This window comes from Radiobacillus deserti (assembly GCF_007301515.1).
GTDB lineage: Bacteria > Bacillota > Bacilli > Bacillales > Amphibacillaceae > Radiobacillus > Radiobacillus deserti.
This window is the reverse complement of the sequence record NZ_CP041666.1, coordinates 713,114-730,923: the sequence shown is the minus strand read 5'-3', so window position 1 is coordinate 730,923 and position 17,810 is coordinate 713,114. Positions and strand designations below refer to the sequence as shown.

20 protein-coding genes and 2 pseudogenes are annotated in these 17,810 nt (G+C 39.0%); 2 read left to right on the top strand and 20 right to left on the bottom strand.

The genetic code is table 11. The features are described from left to right. The first annotated feature begins 8 nt into the window (after positions 1-8). Together FN924_RS03910 and FN924_RS03905 are read left to right on the top strand one after the other, a co-directional pair. The gene (locus FN924_RS03910) at positions 9-1,745 is read left to right on the top strand and encodes an ABC transporter permease (RefSeq protein WP_143892158.1); all 1,737 of its coding nucleotides are present in this window, start codon (positions 9-11) and stop codon (positions 1,743-1,745) included. Further along, entirely contained in the window at positions 1,742-2,812 is a 1,071-nt protein-coding gene (locus FN924_RS03905) for an ABC transporter ATP-binding protein (protein ID WP_143892157.1), read from the top strand. Before FN924_RS03910 ends, FN924_RS03905 begins: the two co-directional genes overlap by 4 nt. Positions 2,813-2,903: 91 nt before the next feature. Here the strand turns inward: FN924_RS03905 and FN924_RS03900 are convergent, their stop codons facing one another. From FN924_RS03900 to FN924_RS03800, 20 genes and pseudogenes are all read right to left on the bottom strand, one after another. Then, on the bottom strand, positions 2,904-3,794 hold the full coding sequence (locus FN924_RS03900; protein ID WP_143892156.1) for a DMT family transporter: 891 nt from the start codon (positions 3,792-3,794) through the stop codon (positions 2,904-2,906). 194 nt (positions 3,795-3,988) lie between these two features. Continuing rightward, positions 3,989-4,550, bottom strand: a pseudogene (locus FN924_RS03895) (maltose acetyltransferase domain-containing protein). 71 nt (positions 4,551-4,621) lie between these two features. After that, positions 4,622-5,332 (bottom strand): nucleotidyltransferase domain-containing protein, encoded by a 711-nt coding sequence (locus tag FN924_RS03890; RefSeq protein ID WP_143892155.1) that lies wholly within the window; start codon positions 5,330-5,332, stop codon positions 4,622-4,624. A gap of 15 nt (positions 5,333-5,347) precedes the next feature. Continuing rightward, complete coding sequence (locus tag FN924_RS03885; protein ID WP_143892154.1) at positions 5,348-5,938, bottom strand: DJ-1/PfpI family protein; 591 nt, start codon at positions 5,936-5,938, stop codon at positions 5,348-5,350. A 12-nt stretch (positions 5,939-5,950) separates the two neighbouring features. After that, on the bottom strand, positions 5,951-6,748 hold the full coding sequence (locus FN924_RS03880) for a PP2C family serine/threonine-protein phosphatase (protein WP_143892153.1): 798 nt from the start codon (positions 6,746-6,748) through the stop codon (positions 5,951-5,953). A 14-nt stretch (positions 6,749-6,762) separates the two neighbouring features. Further along, positions 6,763-7,053: a hypothetical protein gene (locus tag FN924_RS03875; protein WP_143892152.1), complete on the bottom strand. Its 291-nt coding sequence runs from the start codon at positions 7,051-7,053 to the stop codon at positions 6,763-6,765. A 44-nt stretch (positions 7,054-7,097) separates the two neighbouring features. Next, positions 7,098-8,102: a serine hydrolase domain-containing protein gene (locus FN924_RS03870; RefSeq protein WP_143892151.1), complete on the bottom strand. Its 1,005-nt coding sequence runs from the start codon at positions 8,100-8,102 to the stop codon at positions 7,098-7,100. A gap of 97 nt (positions 8,103-8,199) precedes the next feature. Then, a pseudogene (locus tag FN924_RS03865) lies at positions 8,200-9,105 on the bottom strand (AraC family transcriptional regulator). 76 nt (positions 9,106-9,181) lie between these two features. After that, complete coding sequence (locus tag FN924_RS03860; protein ID WP_143892150.1) at positions 9,182-10,111, bottom strand: RNA polymerase sigma factor; 930 nt, start codon at positions 10,109-10,111, stop codon at positions 9,182-9,184. Between the two features lie 81 nt (positions 10,112-10,192). Next, positions 10,193-11,104, bottom strand: coding sequence for a PhzF family phenazine biosynthesis isomerase (locus tag FN924_RS03855; protein ID WP_143892149.1), 912 nt, complete (start codon positions 11,102-11,104; stop codon positions 10,193-10,195). Positions 11,105-11,145: 41 nt separating this feature from the next. After that, complete coding sequence (locus tag FN924_RS03850; RefSeq protein WP_143892148.1) at positions 11,146-11,931, bottom strand: PhzF family phenazine biosynthesis protein; 786 nt, start codon at positions 11,929-11,931, stop codon at positions 11,146-11,148. Between the two features lie 121 nt (positions 11,932-12,052). Further along, on the bottom strand, positions 12,053-12,493 hold the full coding sequence (locus FN924_RS03845; RefSeq protein ID WP_143892147.1) for a pentapeptide repeat-containing protein: 441 nt from the start codon (positions 12,491-12,493) through the stop codon (positions 12,053-12,055). Positions 12,494-12,557: 64 nt separating this feature from the next. Beyond that, entirely contained in the window at positions 12,558-13,202 is a 645-nt protein-coding gene (locus tag FN924_RS03840) for an O-methyltransferase (protein ID WP_143897115.1), read from the bottom strand. A gap of 20 nt (positions 13,203-13,222) precedes the next feature. Further along, on the bottom strand, positions 13,223-13,963 hold the full coding sequence (locus FN924_RS03835; RefSeq protein ID WP_407692006.1) for an SDR family NAD(P)-dependent oxidoreductase: 741 nt from the start codon (positions 13,961-13,963) through the stop codon (positions 13,223-13,225). Between the two features lie 43 nt (positions 13,964-14,006). Beyond that, positions 14,007-14,366 (bottom strand): VOC family protein, encoded by a 360-nt coding sequence (locus FN924_RS03830; protein ID WP_143892146.1) that lies wholly within the window; start codon positions 14,364-14,366, stop codon positions 14,007-14,009. Positions 14,367-14,630: 264 nt separating this feature from the next. Next, the gene (locus FN924_RS03820) at positions 14,631-15,191 is read right to left on the bottom strand and encodes a cysteine hydrolase family protein (RefSeq protein WP_143892145.1); all 561 of its coding nucleotides are present in this window, start codon (positions 15,189-15,191) and stop codon (positions 14,631-14,633) included. A gap of 270 nt (positions 15,192-15,461) precedes the next feature. Further along, on the bottom strand, positions 15,462-16,007 hold the full coding sequence (locus FN924_RS03815) for a cupin domain-containing protein (protein ID WP_143892144.1): 546 nt from the start codon (positions 16,005-16,007) through the stop codon (positions 15,462-15,464). A gap of 58 nt (positions 16,008-16,065) precedes the next feature. Further along, positions 16,066-16,371 (bottom strand): MGMT family protein, encoded by a 306-nt coding sequence (locus FN924_RS03810; protein ID WP_143892143.1) that lies wholly within the window; start codon positions 16,369-16,371, stop codon positions 16,066-16,068. A 78-nt stretch (positions 16,372-16,449) separates the two neighbouring features. Further along, complete coding sequence (locus tag FN924_RS03805; RefSeq protein ID WP_143892142.1) at positions 16,450-16,818, bottom strand: VOC family protein; 369 nt, start codon at positions 16,816-16,818, stop codon at positions 16,450-16,452. 12 nt (positions 16,819-16,830) lie between these two features. Continuing rightward, positions 16,831-17,715: a DMT family transporter gene (locus tag FN924_RS03800; protein ID WP_143892141.1), complete on the bottom strand. Its 885-nt coding sequence runs from the start codon at positions 17,713-17,715 to the stop codon at positions 16,831-16,833. Positions 17,716-17,810: the final 95 nt, after the last annotated feature.

Below are 17,810 nucleotides of genomic sequence, written 5' to 3'. Positions count from 1 at the left end.
GTGATTTCATGAAAGTAAATATATCCTCGAATAGAGAGATAGTGTCTTCCAAGGCATTATCTCCTCTATTTATACCTAAAAAGTTTTTAATTTGGATTGGAATTCCACTTATTTTTGTCTTTTTTCTATTACCAATCTATCGGTTGGTAGCAATAAGCTTTAAATCCGACGGGGCATTTAGCCTCAGCAATTATACGACGATTTTGCAGGATCCAACGACCTGGTCCGTAATTCAAAACACACTACTCGTTGTTATCGGATCCACTGCAATTTCTGTAATTTTAGGGGTTTCTCTTGCTTGGCTCGTCGCTTATACGGACCTCCGTGCGAAAAAGCTAATGCAAATTTTTATCATTTTACCATTTGTTATCCCATCTTACATATCTACATTGGCCTGGACACAGTTTTTTGGAGCGAGTGGGCTTTTTCAAAAGATGGTTTCATTTCTTCCGTTTACTGTTCCATCGATCAATCTATATAGCTTAACTGGAATTATTTTTGTACTAGGGTTATCCCATTACCCGTTAGTGTATCTCATGTCTCTGAGTGTACTAAGAAAAATCCCACGCGAGCTGGAGCAAGCTTCACGAGTATCTGGTGCTAGCCGCTGGAAGACGTTTCTTAAGGTTACAATTCCTTTGTCCTTACCGGGTATCGCAAGTGGTGGTTTTCTTGCCTTCTTAGCAAACCTTGATAACTTCGGGATTCCAGCATTTCTCGGTATTCCTGCGAACATCAGTGTATTGAGCACATATATTTATCAGCAGGTCGTAGGATTTGGCCCATCTGCTTTTGCGAAGGCCGCTACGCTTTCTGTGATATTAGGAGTCATTGCGCTACTAGGAACCTTTATTCAATGGGTGTTATTACGGAAATCGAAGCGAATCGAAACAACTACTGAAGATAAACAACCACGTTATATCCTAGGAAAGAAAAAAATCTGGATTGAAGCCTTACTATGGTGCTTCTTCCTTTTAACAGGTATTGTTCCGTTGATTTCGATGGCGATGACCTCACTACTAACTGCTTATGGATTAGATTTCACGTTAAAGAATATTAGTTTTGAAAATTATCAATTCGTATTGGATACAAGTCCAAAAGCGAAGGAAGCTTTTTTTAATAGCTTAACGTTAGCTTCCATAACAACCGCGATTGGAATTGTAATTGGGACAGCATTTGCATATTACCGGATTCGGAAACCGAATCAATTGAACAAGTGGACGGAGATTTCAATCGGGCTACCATACGCTCTACCAGGAACCGTTATGGCGCTCTCTATGATTTTCGCTTGGATGGAACCTATCCCGGGTTGGAACCCTGGTATTTATGGGTCGATTATGATTTTATTCATTGCCTATATAACGAGATTTCTAATCTTACAGGTTCGTGGTAGTATCACCGCCGTGATGCAGGTAGACATATCGATGGAAGAAGCCGCACAGGTCAGTGGGTCAAATGGCTGGGCAAAATGGAGGAAGATTCTCATCCCACTTCTATTGCCAGGTGTACTAAGTGGCGCCTTTCTAGTCTTTCTCACTGCCTTAACGGAATTAACCGTTTCCTCTTTACTTTGGTCTAGTAATTCGGAAACGATTGGTGTCGTTATCTTTAGCTATGAACAAGCCGGATATTCCACGTATTCTACGGCCTTTTCCAGCTTAATTGTTGGTTTAATCATCCTTGGATTTGTCGTGTTATATGGACTAGAAGCAATATGGAATCGAAAGGTAGGGAAAGCCTCATGACAACCGTTATAAAGGATTTAGTTAGACGATTTGGTACATTTGAAGCTCTAAAAGGTATCAATTTAGACATTCAAAAGGGAGAATTCATTGCGATACTTGGACCATCTGGTTGTGGAAAAACGACATTCCTTCGACTCCTAGCTGGATTTGACTCTCCTACAGACGGGAGCATCCAAATGAACGGGATAGAAGTGGGTAGTCGAAAAGCAACTCTACCTCCGGAAAAACGGAACATTGGAATGGTATTTCAATCTTTTGCTCTTTGGCCACATCTAAATGTAAAAGAACATATGCGTTTCCCACTCGTTCATCATCGGTTTGTACCAAAAAATATGAATCTGGAAAAACGAATTCAAGAAGTGTTAGACATTACAGAATTACAGGATTTTGCCAACAGAATGCCCAATGAGCTTTCTGGAGGGCAAAAACAACGTGTCGCATTGGGACGTGCTATCGCTCCAAAACCAGATATTCTCCTAATGGATGAACCATTAAGCAACCTTGATGCGGAGCTACGCATGGAGATGCGAAGAGAAATCCAAGAAATACATCGTTTAACAAAAGCGACGATTGTGTATGTGACACACGATCAAGGGGAAGCATTGGCTATGGCTGACCGCATTGTTGTCATGAACGAAGGTCGTATTGAACAAGTTGGCACTCCGAGAGACATCTACAGCTTCCCTTCAACTGAATTCGTTGCTAGCTTTGTTGGAAAAGCAAACTTAATTAAAGGGGGTTGGCATGGCAATCATTTTGTTCCGGAGCTTGCGCCGAGCTTGAAATGGACTGACCTTGGTGTTTCTGAAGAATTGAAGAAAAGAAACATTTATCCGCTTCGGCCAGAACAGGTTGAATTATCCTATGAGGAGGATGGAATTCCCGGTGTCATCACAAGTGTACAATATCAAGGCAAAGAAATTCACTATACCGTACAAACCCAAGACCAAAGCTGGGTCGTGCACATGGATATTCTTCATGCTTTTCCTCTAGGGGAATCCGTGTTTGTCCGAATGAAACAAGAACCTGTTTTGGTGAGAAAGCCAGAGAAAACAGCTAGTAATTAAACGAATATAACCCGTATGAATAACCATACGGGTTTTTGTTATACACCGATATTCTTCACAAACAAGTTCTTACTTCTCCTTCTTCAGCAATTCAAACAACTTCCACCGATTTCTGCTTTTCCGCTTCCTTTCGTTGCTGTGTTAAAAATAAAAATACACCAAAAAGCACAAAAATCCCTCCTACAATCTGCATGCCAACTATTTCCTCATTCAAAAGGATAGCTGCCAAAATGGTAGCGCCAACCGGTTCTCCTAAAATCGTCATGGAAATCGTTGCGGTATTCATATATTTTAAAAGTGAATTATATATAACATGTGCAGCCGTTGGAAAAATCGCTAATAACGCAAAGATACCCCATTCTCTAGAACTATAGCCAGTCATCGGAATATCTGCCACTAAATTAAAGATAGATAATGCCATACCTGCAAAAAGAAACACAAAAAAGCTATACACCCAATGGGATATCGTTTTTACTTTGTTTTGTCCGATTAAAAGATAGCAAACTACCGCAATCACACATAAAAAAGATAAAAAGTCTCCTAGAATAACTTCCGGACTAAGACCGAAGTCACCCCATCCAATGATGGCAACTCCAATGATAGACATTACAATAGTTGTGATCATCGACATAGACACTCTCTCTTTATAAAAGATATATCCACCAATTAATGCAATAATAGGCTGTAAGGATAATATAATCGTAGAACTAGCTACCGTTGTTAGCTTTAAGGAGCCAAACCACAATGCAAAATGCATGCCAAGAAACACCCCAGATAATGCAAGGAATAGCCAATCTTTTTGGGTGAGGCGACTTATGTCTGCTCTTTTGAACCACAAAACTGGTAATAGTAACACACAAGCTAAATACATGCGATACATGCTAATAATCGTTGCAGGCGCATCCGACCATTTTACAAAGATAGCTGCGAACGATATGGCAATGACACAAAACGTTAGTAGTAGACCATGCGATGTTTTCATATTTCCTCCCGATTACTTCCTATGTAAGACGAATTAAAAGAAATTATTTACATAAAACAATACGAGACGCTGACTGTTTTGTCCATTCTTGACACAATTTTTCACACAACAGTCATCCCTCACTCCATAATCTTCATTCTACTACACAGATATAAAAAATGCCTTGCTTCTAAGTAAAGAGCAAGACACATTTTTTACAGTTCTATTTCTTTCATAACCTTCGCAGGATTACCACCGACAACGGTATTAGCTGGCACATCTTTTGTTACAACCGCACCAGAAGCGATCACTGCATTATCTCCAATCGTTACTCCCTGGGTTAATAACAGCACTTCCACCGATCCAAACATTATGTCCGATTGTAACTGGTTTTCCCAATTCCTTGCCCGAGTTACGCTCAACTGGATGAAGTGGGTGGGTTGCTGTATAAATATGTACACCTGGTGCAAGCATACAATTATCTCCGATTCTAATTTCACAAACATCTAATAAGACACAATCAAAATTCGCAAAGAAGTCTTCCCCTACATGAATATTGTAGCCATAATCGCAACGAATATTTGGTTCCATATTGAGATGCTCTCCGGTAGAACCGAACAACTTCTTTAAAAGTCGCACACGTTCGTCCCTTTGGTCTATAGTCGTTTGGTTATACAGCTGCACCAGCCTTCTCGCATTCCTCCGGCCTTCCATTAGCTCCGGATCTCCTGGTTTGTATAATTCACCAGCGAGCATTTTTTCGCGTTCTGTTTTCATATTCTATCTCCTTCTATTATCCTAAAATGTCATTGTCATATAATATAGTATCATAGCCTATTAAAGAGACTTTAAGACTTTCCAATGGAAAAACCTTCGAATAGTCTGCCTCCAAATGGTGCTAGAATTTCATCAACTAGATTTATAACCTTGCTTTTATCCCCATTCCGGTAAAATAAATCAAACGAGGACACAAATTGCTGTGCCAATACACCATCATACTCTTTTAATGAACGTACTACCCATTTCGATGCGCCAATCCATTTCCCGTTCGTCCTCAATACAAACTCACTAGCTTGTTCTGTCAAAGCATTAGCGATAAATAAATCTTCTGCTCGATTCGTACTCCCAATGAAGTCATCTAGTGCATCGGTAATAAAATACCGCTTCATGTCTATTACATCTTTACTCCAAGGCTCTGGTCCTAATTCTAAAAGCTCCGCTGCTTCTTTTCGAATCGCTTCCATTTCTCCATCATCTTTTAAGACAATACCTTCTGCAATCATTCTCGGTAAAGACGGTCTTGCTCGCTTCTTATCACTTTCAAAAAACGCCTGGTAACTAGTTCGATTATGTACAAATACTTCGATGGGCCAACTGAATTCAATTAAGGATTCTCTATATGATTTGTTAAAGCTGTTGTCTATAACGACGATATCTAAATCGGAAGTCTTGGAATATTCTCCCCGAGCTGTACTTCCACCTAAAAACGCTCCCTGGCAATTCGGAAAATGCTTTTCAATAAACTGTTGTGCTGCTTCTATTGGACTTAATCGATTCATCTCTTTGTCTCCTCATTACATATCCATATCATATTCCATTCTTTTCGCTGTGTTTCTCGCTACTTCATTACCATGAAGACGTGAAACGATGTGAAAGGACATATTAATCCCTGCCGATATACCACCAGATGTAATAATAGAACCTTCGTCAACAAATTTCACATCTCTTTGGACCGAAACCTTTGGAAATTCCTGTTCTAGTCGGTCGGTATCCATCCAATGAGTCGTTGCCTTTCTTCCATCTAACAAGCCGGCCTTGGCAAGTAATAAAGCACCTGTGCAAACAGAGGCTAAGATCTCTACCTTTGATTCTTGTTGGACTATCCAATTAAGCGCGGTTTGATTGTGAATTTCTATCTCTTCCGCTCCGTATCCTCCAGGTATAATGAGAATGTCTATAGGCGGATGATTGAAGAAACTAAAATCAGGTACTACTTTTAGGCCATTCCTCGCTGTTACGGGCTCTTCGGACTGTGAAATCAACTTAACGTTAAATGCCTTTTCATCTGTATCTAACAATTTCGCAAGGGAAAACACTTCAAATGGACCGGCAAAATCAAGTACTTCTACTTCATTAAACATGAAAATTCCGACTGTTCGTTTCATGGCTTCTCCCCCTTAGCTATCACTTGGCATCACAGCATCCTTTTCATTGTACACCTTCCAGGATAGTATGGTGGTACTATCTCGAACCCCTTTTTTAGCAATCTCTTCTAATAAGGATTGAACTCCATTTTTAGTAGTTTTGGCTTTAAACATTTTAAAGATTTCCTCTGGATTCGAATAGCTTGTATTTGGGCATTCAATTAATCCGTCTGTAGTCATAAAGATATGCGTTTCCCCTTGCCTTAATTGTTTTATCCCAGAACTATAGCTCGGAACTCCTTGATGAAAGGTACTATTTTTTCCAATCCATTCAAAAAAACTCCGATGATTTTGTTGATATTCGCTAAGTCGAGCAAGCTCTGGATGATGCACATACAACGGACAGTCTCCTATCGATAACCACCACAGATAGTTCTGCTTCCTAGCAACAAAGAGACACGCGGTTTCTCCTTTCACTTGCTTACACTTTTCTAAGAATGCCTTACTTTGAAAGGTTTCAACAATATTGGTTTCCATAGATTTGAAAGATTGAGGTAATGGTTCCGTTAGACAATCCATAATATATTGCTTCATACTATCAATAGTCGTTACAACTAACTCAGCACTTTCTGTAGAATCGTGCGCATCCAGGATGACCGCAAACTCCCAGCCTTCCTCTAGGTTTACCCAAACCAGACAACCGTCCTCATTTTTCGTTTGACCAGCAGAGGAGTTGCCTCCAAAACGTCCAACCACCATATGATCAAGCTCAAGTATGTTGATATCATCGATAAAGGTTCTTTCTGATCCTACCCATTTGTACGTCTTCATCTTGCTCCTCCAATCTAACTCTCAGAAAATTGCAGTTCCCCTGTGACTAGTCCGATTAAAATAATAGCTAAAAGGATTGCTACAACCGTTAACAATATCCTTACTAGGACATGTATGGATGGAACAAGGGCTTTTAGCTTATCCCCAAAATGAAGCACAATGAAAACAAATGGTGCCATGACTACTATTGCAATTACATCTACTTTGTCAAACGGTCTTTGTAGATAAGGTTCTGAGATATATGCCATAAAAATTAATAAAGAAAATAAGATAAATTGGATGCTTATGTATTTGATGTACTTCATGTTCACGCTCCTGTTATCTATGTTTTTGCTACCGTAAATAGATTCTATTGAAATGCATCCGCTACTAGATTACTAAACTCTTTAAGATAATAAAGATAATTGGATCCACCGTAGTTGTATCTCTTATTATACATTTTTGCCACAACGACATTGTATTCTGGGATAACCAATAGTGTCGGACCAGTTATTCCTACTATTTGGAAAGAACCTTTCGGGACCCTCTCCCCGATTTCACTTTTTAATGCTGGTTCATCTTGAATGTACCAAAACAATCCGTTATGTGGTAGATGCTTATTATCATAATTGGGACTTTGTACATTGGTAGCTATTTCTATCACCTTTTTCGGTACAACCTGTTTTTCATTTGCAAATCCTTTATTCAAATGCAAGTTCCCCCATAACGCAAATTCTAGGGCAGTTGCGTGCTGATTTGATTCAAAACCGTCATTTGATTGTCCTATTTTATAAGAAGCAGGTTCTTCGGGGTTTTCAATGACTTGGACCAGATTGTTATTCGACTCTATGTACCAATCTGTTTTTGTGAAACTTAACGGTTGAAACACCCTTTCCCTTACTAATTCCGGAAAGCTTTTCCCATAAAGCTTTTGGATTAACTCCGTCATCATGAAGATGTTAACTCCCCTGTATGCCCAATTTGTACCGGGTTCAAATTCACGAAAAACGGATCCATCATCCTTTTCATGTAAGCCGTGAGAATGTGTGACTAAATGTCTGATAGTTGTCGTTCCTAAAAGCTCTTTGTCCAACTCTTCAACATAATCGATGGCATAGTCATCAAGGCTTTTCAATTTTCCATCATAAAGCGCATAGGCAACTGCTAATCCTAAATAACTTTTTCGTGCAGAAGCAAGATTGAATTGAGAATCGGCACTTATAGATCTGGAATTAGGTGAATTTGAGTGCGTTCCACTATAGTGTTCAAGCAGGATTTTACCGTCCTTCAGCATAACTAAAGCAGCTGCACTACTATCATTTCGTTCCTTGATATCCTCTACATAATTAATTATCTTTTTCAGTTTTTTGTCCATATCCTAAACATCCTTGTATTTATCCCTTATCATTGCAGGTAGCATTTCTTCTTTCATCTACTCTTCCCTCTTACTTTTATATACACGAAAAAAAGTGTTAATCCTCCTTAGGATTAACACTTCTTCCCTTATCTCTTTTCTTTACGGGAATCCAAATCTCACTTTTAAAGGTTGGAGAACTTGTTTCCTTTCCTTCATTCCATAGAATCTCAGGTCCGTTCACTTGCTCATATTGGGATGCTGGAAACCATTCTGAATAAATTCTTCCCCAAACATTTTGTAAAGTCTCTGGAAATGGCCCAATCGCTTCAAATACTGCCCATGTGGAAGATCCAACCTCTAAACTATCGAAATGTTCTGGTGCTGGCTTCGTTGTGGCTACACCAATAATATGGTCTAACTCCCCTTGCTCTTCCATTCTTCCTTCTGAGAAATTGGTAGATCCACTAATCAAGCCGGTAGGTTCTACATTAGACAATTCCTTTAACTGAGCGATCTTCTCATGATTTAAGCTTTTCCACATATCATGAATCTCTGAATTTACACCATGAAACTGTATAGGCACCCTTTTTTTCAATCCAACAATACGAAACGCTTCTTTTGTTATAACACGATAATTCATATTACTGCCTCCTTCAATGGATAGTCGGAAGCTCATCGGAGGGAATGCTTTTTATGAATGCCCACCTTTTCTTACCTCGGATGGTGAAATACCATGAAAATGTTGAAATGCCCGAGTAAAGGAATCTGGAGATTGGTAGCCATACTTCACCGCGACATCGATAACTCTCATTTCTCGATTGCTTAAGTCAAATGCAGCCAAAGATAGTCGTCGGCTGCGTATATATTCAGACAGAGACATTCCTGCTAGAAAAGAAAACATTCTTTTAAAGTGATATTCAGAGCAGAGAGCAATTCTCGCAGCCTTACTCATATCTATCTCATCTGTAAGGTTATTCTCTATATATTCCATCGCCTTATTGACATTCTTAAGCATATCCATTTGATGACCTCCTTCTACTCAAAGATAGCAGTATTCTCTTAAGGATATCCGACATTCGGTGCACAATTATGAAGGTTTAACTCCAATCAACAGGGGGCTTCACTAGCTGAACTTTCAATCCTAACTCTTTTGCAGCCGCAAAAATCAGTTCTTTCCGAAAGAAGTAACTTTTATGGCTAACGATCTGATCATTCTCCACTTCTTGATACTGAATATCGTGAAGCTCATTATCCTCTTTCGTAAGTACTACAATAACTGGTCTGCCCCAAAGAATAACCTCTTTTGCATAGTTACCCGGAAGCCCATAGCGAAGAGAGCCCTTCCGCATTTCATCCTTGGAATATTCTTGAAAGCCAAGGAATGCTTCATTATCTGCCTGCTCACTTATTAAAGCTAACAATTGGTCTAAATCCCCTTTGTTAAATGCGTCTAAATAGGCTTGGATGATGGGACTCGTAGGTGGTAAAGATGTTGGTTTACTTTTTGGTTCAATGGATGTTATTTTCTTCCGAGTTCGCTGTACATTGGCATAAACGCCACCTGGAGTACTTCGGACGATACCAGCCACTTCCTCCGCAGAAAATTGGAAAACATCAAATAATAGAAATGCTGCAAGTTGTTTTGGAGACAGGTTTTCTTCTAATGAAATAAGTATTTCTTCTAATAAGAGTTGATCTGAAAAGTGCACCTTTGGTTCTGGAACATCATCCAAAGTCCCAACCACCCGTTTCTGCTTTTTGCATTGATCTAACCAGGTATTCGTTGCTATCCGAAATAAATAGTATTTTTTGTCTGTAATCTCACTCCATCGTAACGGTAGAATACCAAATGATTTGATTAATGTTTCTTGATATAAATCTTCCCCATCCCAAGGTGAGCCTGTAAGGTATCTACAAAAGTTCCAAAGATCTGTGGCATATTCGGATACTATCTGATCGAAGTCCTTTTTGACATCACGTGTTTTTTGAATCAAGTTCCCTTCTAAGTTATTTAACAACTTTTCCATGGAATCCCTCCTTTGTTCTATAAATAAGACGATTAGGTATAGCGGAATTATACGCAATTTAACAATTTTGTAGAAATGAGATCATCCATTGCTGTTTCGTCCTCCTAAATCTAAATCAAATTCCTCTACATAAATAGCACTCCCAGTAATCTCAACTTCTAAGTTTTGTTCATCTCTAGAAACCTGTACCCTAACTCTCCCATCCTTGTTTATTTCTTGCCCCTGTTCCACTACAAGGTTTAAGGGCTTTTCAAAACAATTGTCGATAAAGGTTGCATAATAGGCTCCCATTACTCCGGAAGCAGTTCCTGTTATCGCATCCTCAACGGCTCCTGAATAAGGGGAACAGAAGTGTCTTCCATGCATATCGGCATCTGAATGATACGTCTTTAAACATAACGGGTGGATAGAGGAATCAGGAATTTCCGCCAACACAGATGGAAAAGCTTCCGTATTTGGCATCATTCTCTTAAAGACACTCAGTTCCTTAATTGGCACGATTAACGTCCAATTTCCCGTACTACCATAGACAATCGGCAACTCTGAATCTATATCTTCTGGTGTTATCCCTAGTGAGTTTGCTAATGCTTCTACGTCCCCTTTAAATTTCTTAAACTGTGGAGTTGCTTGTTTCATGGTTATACGTGTTTCATCCTTCGTTTCCGTTATGCGGATTGGAAGCACTCCTGCTTTTGTTTCCATTGTAAATTTCGTTCGGTCTTCTAATAAGCCTCTTGTCTTTAAAGCGTAAACACTAGCCATTGTGGCGTGTCCACATAAGTCCATCTCACGCCCCGGTTTAAAATAACGAATCCCAAGGGTCGCGATGTCTGATTTCGTTATAAAAGCTGTCTCACTGAAACCCGCCCTTAATGCAATCTCTTGCATTTCTGCTTCTGAAAAATCTTCTCCGTTAAGGACAACTCCGGCTGGATTTCCTTTATTCGGTTCCTGACTAAACGCATCATAATGGTAAACTTTTACGGATTTCACTTTTGATCCTCCCTAATTTTTTTGAACATCTATCGTGTGCACTATCTATTTTGATAGGTTCCTTTAATCAAAGTCATACAGTCCCCGACAATCTCTACTTTTTGGTCCTTTACCCGAACAAGGAGCTCGCCACCTCTGTCTGATGCTTGGTATGCTCTAAACTCTGTTTTGTTTAGCTTTTTAGCCCAATAATATGCTAACGCACAATGTGCGGAACCTGTGACAGAATCCTCCATGACCCCTATATGTGGGGCAAAATAACGGGAAACGATGTCATAGTTTTTCGACTCTGACGTTGTGATGATGACCCCGCCATCCAACTTTTTCATCAAATCAAAGTTCGGGTTCACATGTTGGACGATAGACTCACTTTCAACTTCTACTATATAACGATCTTTGGCCCAGGTAATTTCTTGTATTGGAACGTTAGGGAAAACATCTTGCATGTTGTAAAAAGCATCTAAAGGTGTTGATTCGATGACTGGAAACTCGAGCTTTATGCCTTCCTTCGTGTACTCAGCCTTTAATTTCCCTGCTTTTGTTTCAAAATCAATCGGGATATTTTTTTCTACAACCCCCTCACTCCATAGAACATGAGACGCTCCCATCGTTCCATGTCCACACAAGTCGATTTCTTTAGCAGGTGTGAACCAGCTTAATTGATATTTGTTATCCATTTTCCGAATATAGGTTGTAATCGGCTGATTTGTCTCCTTAGCAAACTGCTGCAACCAGTTACCATCCTTTTGTTCTTTTATTAAGACAATGGTCGCCGGATTTCCTTTAAATTCTTTCTTAGTGAAAGCGTTAATGAAAAAAATATCCATTATCTAAACTCCTTTAAAATTTATATCTTATCTAATCTTATCACTGTTTATATGTATCCACTAACACCGAAAGAGCTCACCCTAAATATATGCAAAGGTGAGCTCTAATCAACGTAAAGTTTTATGTATTTTTCAATAACTCTTCGATAAGGATACCATTAATTTTCAATCCTGAGATATCACAATTTGAAATCTCGACTTTGGAAAGATTACAACTGTCGAATTGTGCCTTGGTGAGATCACAGTGGTGAAAACTAACAGGCTTATATTCTTCTTTAGGATTAAAGTTGTGTTCCCCTTCCATTGGCAATACAGCATGATGGAATTCAGTTCCAAAAAGATGAACATGGTCAACAACTGCATGACTAAAGTTAGTATGTTGAATCTTCACCTCAGATAAATCAACATCATTTAACACGACCTTACTCATGTTCACATTATTCATGCTCGTTTTAGCTAAGCTTACATTCTCTATGACCAGTTCCTGTGCATTCACTTCTTTCCACTTTGAACCTGAAATATCGGCTTTTTGTAAATCTACCTTTTTTACATCTAGTGCCATTTTATACCCTCCTTTTTTATGGAATTATCTCTTCTTTATACAAGCGATATATTCTTCATTGGTATTACATTTCCTTTTTCACTCTAGATACTGTGATTCCATCCCCAATTGGAATAAGTAAGGACTCTAGTTTTATATGTTCCGCAACTGACTTATTAAACGTTTTCATAAACTCTGTATATCGTTTAGCCGGCATATTATGATCCACAATAGTCCCACCAGCAAGCACATTATCTGCTAAAATAACGGCTCCTGGTTCAGCAAGCTCAATGCAATAATTTAAATAGTTAAGGTAGTTCTCCTTGTCTGCGTCAATAAAGAAGAAATCAAATTTCTGCTCACTATCTCTTAATTCTTCAAGGCTTTGCAAGGCAGGTCCAATTTTATATTCGACTTGATTCCCATACCCCGCTTTAGATAGATTTGTATAGGCTAAGTTCGCATATTTTTCTTCTAATTCAAGCGAAGTCAATTTTCCTTCCACCCCAAAACCTCTTGCCAAGCATATTCCGCTATAGCCACCAAGTGCACCTATTTCTAGTACATTCTTGGCTTGTGAAATACTTACAAGCAAGGTTAGTAGTTTCCCAGAGGAAGGAGATACGGAAATCGACGGCATTCCATTTTCTTTTATAGATTCCAAGACTTCCTCCAATAATGGATCTTTATTTGTAAAAATAAAATCTATGTACTCGTTTACTTGTTTCATTTGTTTCATTCCCTTCAAAGCTATCTCAAATATCCTCCATTATTAATATCAAAGGTAGCACCTGTGTAGTGCTTTGCTTTATCGGATAATAAAAAAACTATTGTATCAGCAATATCCTCCGGCATTACGGGATGATCCACTAGTTGATGACTTAAGTATTCTTTTTTTCTCCAATCTGGTATCGTCCCCATCATTGCTGTATCTACCATCGTTGGTGCCACTGCATTCACTCGGATATAAGGAGCAAAGTTCATCGCACAGCTTTTCGTCAAACCGAGTATAGCTGCTTTAGATAGGCCGTAAACCGCATCGGAGCTTCCTTCCATTCCGGATACAGAGGAAATATTGACGATAACGCCTTTAGACTGCCTATCTAATAGCTCTTTACCAAACAACTGCGAAAAGTAAACATAGCCCTTTATATTTATATCTAGCACCTTGTCAATCTCGTCTGTTTGGTATTCTAAAATATTCTTTCCTAAATAAATTCCGGCATTGTTAACTAGCCTCGTTATATCGGTGTGCTCCGCGTTTACATATTCAAAGAAGTCAGATACCATTTGGTACTTACTAACATCTAATGGATAAGTGAAAAGAGCGTCTCGATACTCATTTTCTTCTTTTAATTCAATTAGAGACTGTTCATTAATATCACAGGCAATAACGGCCGCTCCTTCGTTTAGGCATTGGTGTACTAATGTTTTTCCAATCCCTGAACCAGCTCCAGTAATGATTACTTTTTGTTTTATTAATGCTCCCAATGATTAATCCCTTCTCTCCATTACTGTTGGTCAATCTAGCGTTTTATAATTGGATAACACTTATCATATTTCCATTTATATCTGTTAAATCAAAACGTTTGGGTTCTCCATCTCTAAAATTGGATACAATCACATTTTTTTCTATTAATTTATTTCTTACTTTTTCTACGTCTTTCACTACATAATTGAATGGAGTGTATGTATCAATCGGTTGAAAACCAGGAACTTGTACAAGATGAAACCCACAATTAGGGGCAATTGCGAGACCACACATTCTCTCATTTTCCCAACGCAATTGGAACCCAAATATCTCTTGATACCAAGCCAAAGATTCCTTAAGATTTCTTACAGGAAGAAACACTGCATCAATACGTTCTACAAATTTTTCAGTTGTTTGATTCATTCTAATCGTCTCCTTGAACTACGAATGTTCTAATTTCTTTTCATCCACTCTTTCGCATTTCCCATTCTTTTCTCGTCAGCTTCCGTTCCTAAACCGCAGTCCCCCCTCTTGGTCCGATGAGAATGCGGAAGTTCATGCTGTGGGTTTCTTCGGTGTACTCATTAATAAAAACTTTTCCAACTAGAATACCTTACTCTATTTATGCTTTAAATCTATCATGATGGTTCCTCCGTTATAGCCATTTGATGTTTTTGTTGATTTCCTTTATTGTCGGTATTGATCATGAGTTGGTTGAAACAAATCTTCTTCTGCATGTCTTACGAGAGAAAAATGGTCCACATTATAATGACCATGTAACGTCTTGTTGTGGTGTGCAATAATTTGTTGTGCAGGCAGTACGCTAGAATCACAGGTCGTATGTCCATCCGCAACTAATGTCACATCAAATCCACTTACAGTAGCTGTTCGAACCGCTGTATCGATACAGTATTCTGTTTGACACCCCATGATAACAAGGTGGTTAACATCATTATCCCTTAAGTGTGCTAGTAGTGGTGTTCCATAAAACGAATTGGTTGCCGCTTTGTTAAAAAATGTTGCAGTTGACGGGACGTTTATATCCTTGTGAACTTGAAACCCCGGTCCTTCTCCACCTGCCACATCTGTATCTCTAATACAAACAACTGGAATATTATTATTGGTTGCCGTTTCGATTACCTTGTTGATTGTTACAATTACTCTTTCCTTCTCATAAACTCCTTTTTCTTCGCTGTTCCCATCCATTAGTTCTTGTTGCGCATCAATGATTAGTAATACTTGATTCATTGCAATTGCCTCCTTATATACTTGTTTTCTTTAGACATTCCATTATTGTATTCTTCAAAACTCCATTCCTTCCACGATAGAACGATATTTAAATGCGTAAAGAAATGATGGTTCTCTTGTGCATATCTGCTGCTTAACAGATCATAATCCCATGAATGTTTTTAGATGTATGTAGTTGCTTAATCTTTCCAAGAATTGTCTCCTTTTTCTTTACTCTTACATTCCACAAAAAAAGCGTTAATCCTTCTTTGGACCAACGCTTCTTCTAAATTACATATATTGTTCTTCTACCGCCATTGCATCTGCCTTCGTTACTTGAACAGTTCCAAAAGGGTGATTTGGTGGCGCGTAAATAGAATACAGCTTTAGTGGGGTTCGCCCCGTGTTCGTCAGGTTATGCCAAGTTCCTGCTGGGATAAAAATCGCTGAGTCCTCATACACACGCTGTTGATAGGTTAGGTTATTTCTGCTTTTCCCCATTTGTACGATTCCTTGCCCCTGCTCCACTCGTAAAAATTGATCAACGTTTGGATGCATTTCAAGTCCAATATCTTCTCCTACTCGAAGGCTCATTAACGTAGTTTGCAGCTGCTTTCCAGTCCACAAAGCAGTTCGATACGTGTTGTTTTGTCTCGTAGCTTCGTTAATATTCACAACATATGGCTGCTGACCGAAATCCTGCAGTCCCATATTTTGATACGGCACAAATTGGTACTGTTCCATCGCATGTGGCGTCAGAGACGGTGGTGGATTATTAAAGCTGTACCTAGGATCGTTCCCATAATTCGGATAATAGGAATAAGGATTGTAGTTCATTGTTCTTCCCCTTTCACACTTTATAAAATTATCCTATGTAGAAAGGGTAAAAATGTCCTTATTCTTTTACTTGATAGGTCTCCAAATTAACTTTATTGCTGTTTTCTATTTCGACTCCTTCCGCTTCTAGGTTCAGTTTCTGCTCTTGGAATCCATCCTCGCGCTTAATCACAATCTCCCCTTTTACATTGACGACTCGATGCCATGGGAGATGATGATTATTACTCATAGAATGAAGAATACGGACAACCTGTCGAGCAGCTCGCGGGCTGCCAGCTAGTCTAGCAACTTGGCCATAGGTCATTACTTTACCTTGTGGAATATTTTTTATAATATGTATTACCTTTTCCGTGAATGGCGTCAACGGATTTCCCCCTTATTGTCTACTGTCTATTCTAATAAGAAAGAGCGTTGATCCTGATTCGAACCAACGCTTCCGTTCCTATTCCTGAACAACAAGTAAGCTATTTCCTTCCGAATCCTTTATCGTGACAAACGAAATATCTGGGAATCGTTCCACTTCTCCTACTACCTCCACATTCATCTCTTTTAGAAACTCTATGGTTTTATCGATATCCTTTGTTGTAAGCGAGAATAGAGGTTGAATAGAAGCCTCAAATGTTTCAGCTCTATGTGCATCCAAAAGTAATACCAAATTATCTAAGGTTACAGGTATCACTTTGTTAGAGGACGGATGGGAAATGTTTATACCTAACAATTTGGAGTACCACCGGACTGCTCGCTCCATATCCTTTACATGAATAAAAATAGAACCGACCGTTGAATGTATTGGATTTTTTGTAGCTGTCATTATTCTCAACTCCTAAACATGGTTATGTTTCTTTCTCAAGGTTACTAAGACAACCCCAATCAAGATTAAAAGTCCACCAGTAAAAAAGTTACTGTCTAACTGTTCGTGTAAAAGCAACCATCCTAAAAGTGCTCCTACAACTGGCTGGAAAAAGAAAAACAAAGACCCAATTCCTGCATCCATAAGCTCCAATCCTTTATTCCAGAGGAAGAATGCTCCAGCAGTCGATACAATCCCAAGGTATAAAACTCCTAAGACGACCCAAGTATCTTGATAATATATTGGGTTGGTTTGAACCTCCCAGACCATGGTTGGGGTCGTAAACACAATAGCAAATAAGACAGCATATGTCGTAATCGTCAATGAAGAAAAACGCTTAGATGCTACTTTGACATACACGGATAAGAGCGCCCATGTAATGGCAGCTCCCACTAGAATAATCGTTCCCCAGAAGTAGGAACCCAGCCTTGTGTCCCAACCTATCACGATAATGACACCAATTGTGGCTAAAATGACAGAAACGACTTTACGTATGGTTAGCTTTTCTTTCAAAATAAATCGAGCAAAGATGACGATGAAGGCTGGTGTAGCGGATGTAATTAAAGCTCCCGTGTGAGCATCGGATAGCTTTGTACCGATAAACTGAAAGGAGATCGATATAAAGTAGCCGATAAACCCAATCCACGCTAATAACAACCAGTCCTTTTTCGTTTTAACTGGATTCGTTTTCCGCGTTTTCAATATCGCAAATAATACAACAAAGGCGATGATATATCTTACCCAAACCAACGTTAATGGCGGAATGAAATCTAACACATATTTACTGACGACATACATGCCACCCCAAAGACTAGCAGCTACGGATAAACAAATGGCTCCGATGATATTATGTTTCATTTTTTAACCTCCGTCTATAGTTTGAGAATCATAAACCTTTCTTCTCAAGACGAGGCATGCCTTTTAAGACTATTCACCCCGACTTAGGCATGAAT

Excerpts from the sequence above, each read along its gene's own strand:
- FN924_RS03845 (WP_143892147.1), bottom strand. The coding sequence starts at position 12,493 with ATGGCACTAGATGTAAAAAAGGTAGATTTACAAAAAGCCGATATTTCA.
- FN924_RS03905 (WP_143892157.1), top strand. The coding sequence starts at position 1,742 with ATGACAACCGTTATAAAGGATTTAGTTAGACGATTTGGTACATTTGAA.
- FN924_RS03800 (WP_143892141.1), bottom strand. The coding sequence starts at position 17,715 with ATGAAACATAATATCATCGGAGCCATTTGTTTATCCGTAGCTGCTAGT.
- FN924_RS03840 (WP_143897115.1), bottom strand. The coding sequence starts at position 13,202 with ATGAAACAAGTAAACGAGTACATAGATTTTATTTTTACAAATAAAGAT.
- FN924_RS03870 (WP_143892151.1), bottom strand. The coding sequence starts at position 8,102 with ATGGACAAAAAACTGAAAAAGATAATTAATTATGTAGAGGATATCAAG.
- FN924_RS03885 (WP_143892154.1), bottom strand. The coding sequence starts at position 5,938 with ATGAAACGAACAGTCGGAATTTTCATGTTTAATGAAGTAGAAGTACTT.
- FN924_RS03850 (WP_143892148.1), bottom strand. The coding sequence starts at position 11,931 with ATGGATATTTTTTTCATTAACGCTTTCACTAAGAAAGAATTTAAAGGA.
- FN924_RS03805 (WP_143892142.1), bottom strand. The coding sequence starts at position 16,818 with ATGACAGCTACAAAAAATCCAATACATTCAACGGTCGGTTCTATTTTT.
- FN924_RS03900 (WP_143892156.1), bottom strand. The coding sequence starts at position 3,794 with ATGAAAACATCGCATGGTCTACTACTAACGTTTTGTGTCATTGCCATA.
- FN924_RS03880 (WP_143892153.1), bottom strand. The coding sequence starts at position 6,748 with ATGAAGACGTACAAATGGGTAGGATCAGAAAGAACCTTTATCGATGAT.
- FN924_RS03860 (WP_143892150.1), bottom strand. The coding sequence starts at position 10,111 with ATGGAAAAGTTGTTAAATAACTTAGAAGGGAACTTGATTCAAAAAACA.
- FN924_RS03875 (WP_143892152.1), bottom strand. The coding sequence starts at position 7,053 with ATGAAGTACATCAAATACATAAGCATCCAATTTATCTTATTTTCTTTA.
- FN924_RS03815 (WP_143892144.1), bottom strand. The coding sequence starts at position 16,007 with ATGAACTACAATCCTTATTCCTATTATCCGAATTATGGGAACGATCCT.
- FN924_RS03820 (WP_143892145.1), bottom strand. The coding sequence starts at position 15,191 with ATGAATCAAGTATTACTAATCATTGATGCGCAACAAGAACTAATGGAT.
- FN924_RS03890 (WP_143892155.1), bottom strand. The coding sequence starts at position 5,332 with ATGAATCGATTAAGTCCAATAGAAGCAGCACAACAGTTTATTGAAAAG.
- FN924_RS03830 (WP_143892146.1), bottom strand. The coding sequence starts at position 14,366 with ATGAATCAAACAACTGAAAAATTTGTAGAACGTATTGATGCAGTGTTT.
- FN924_RS03910 (WP_143892158.1), top strand. The coding sequence starts at position 9 with ATGAAAGTAAATATATCCTCGAATAGAGAGATAGTGTCTTCCAAGGCA.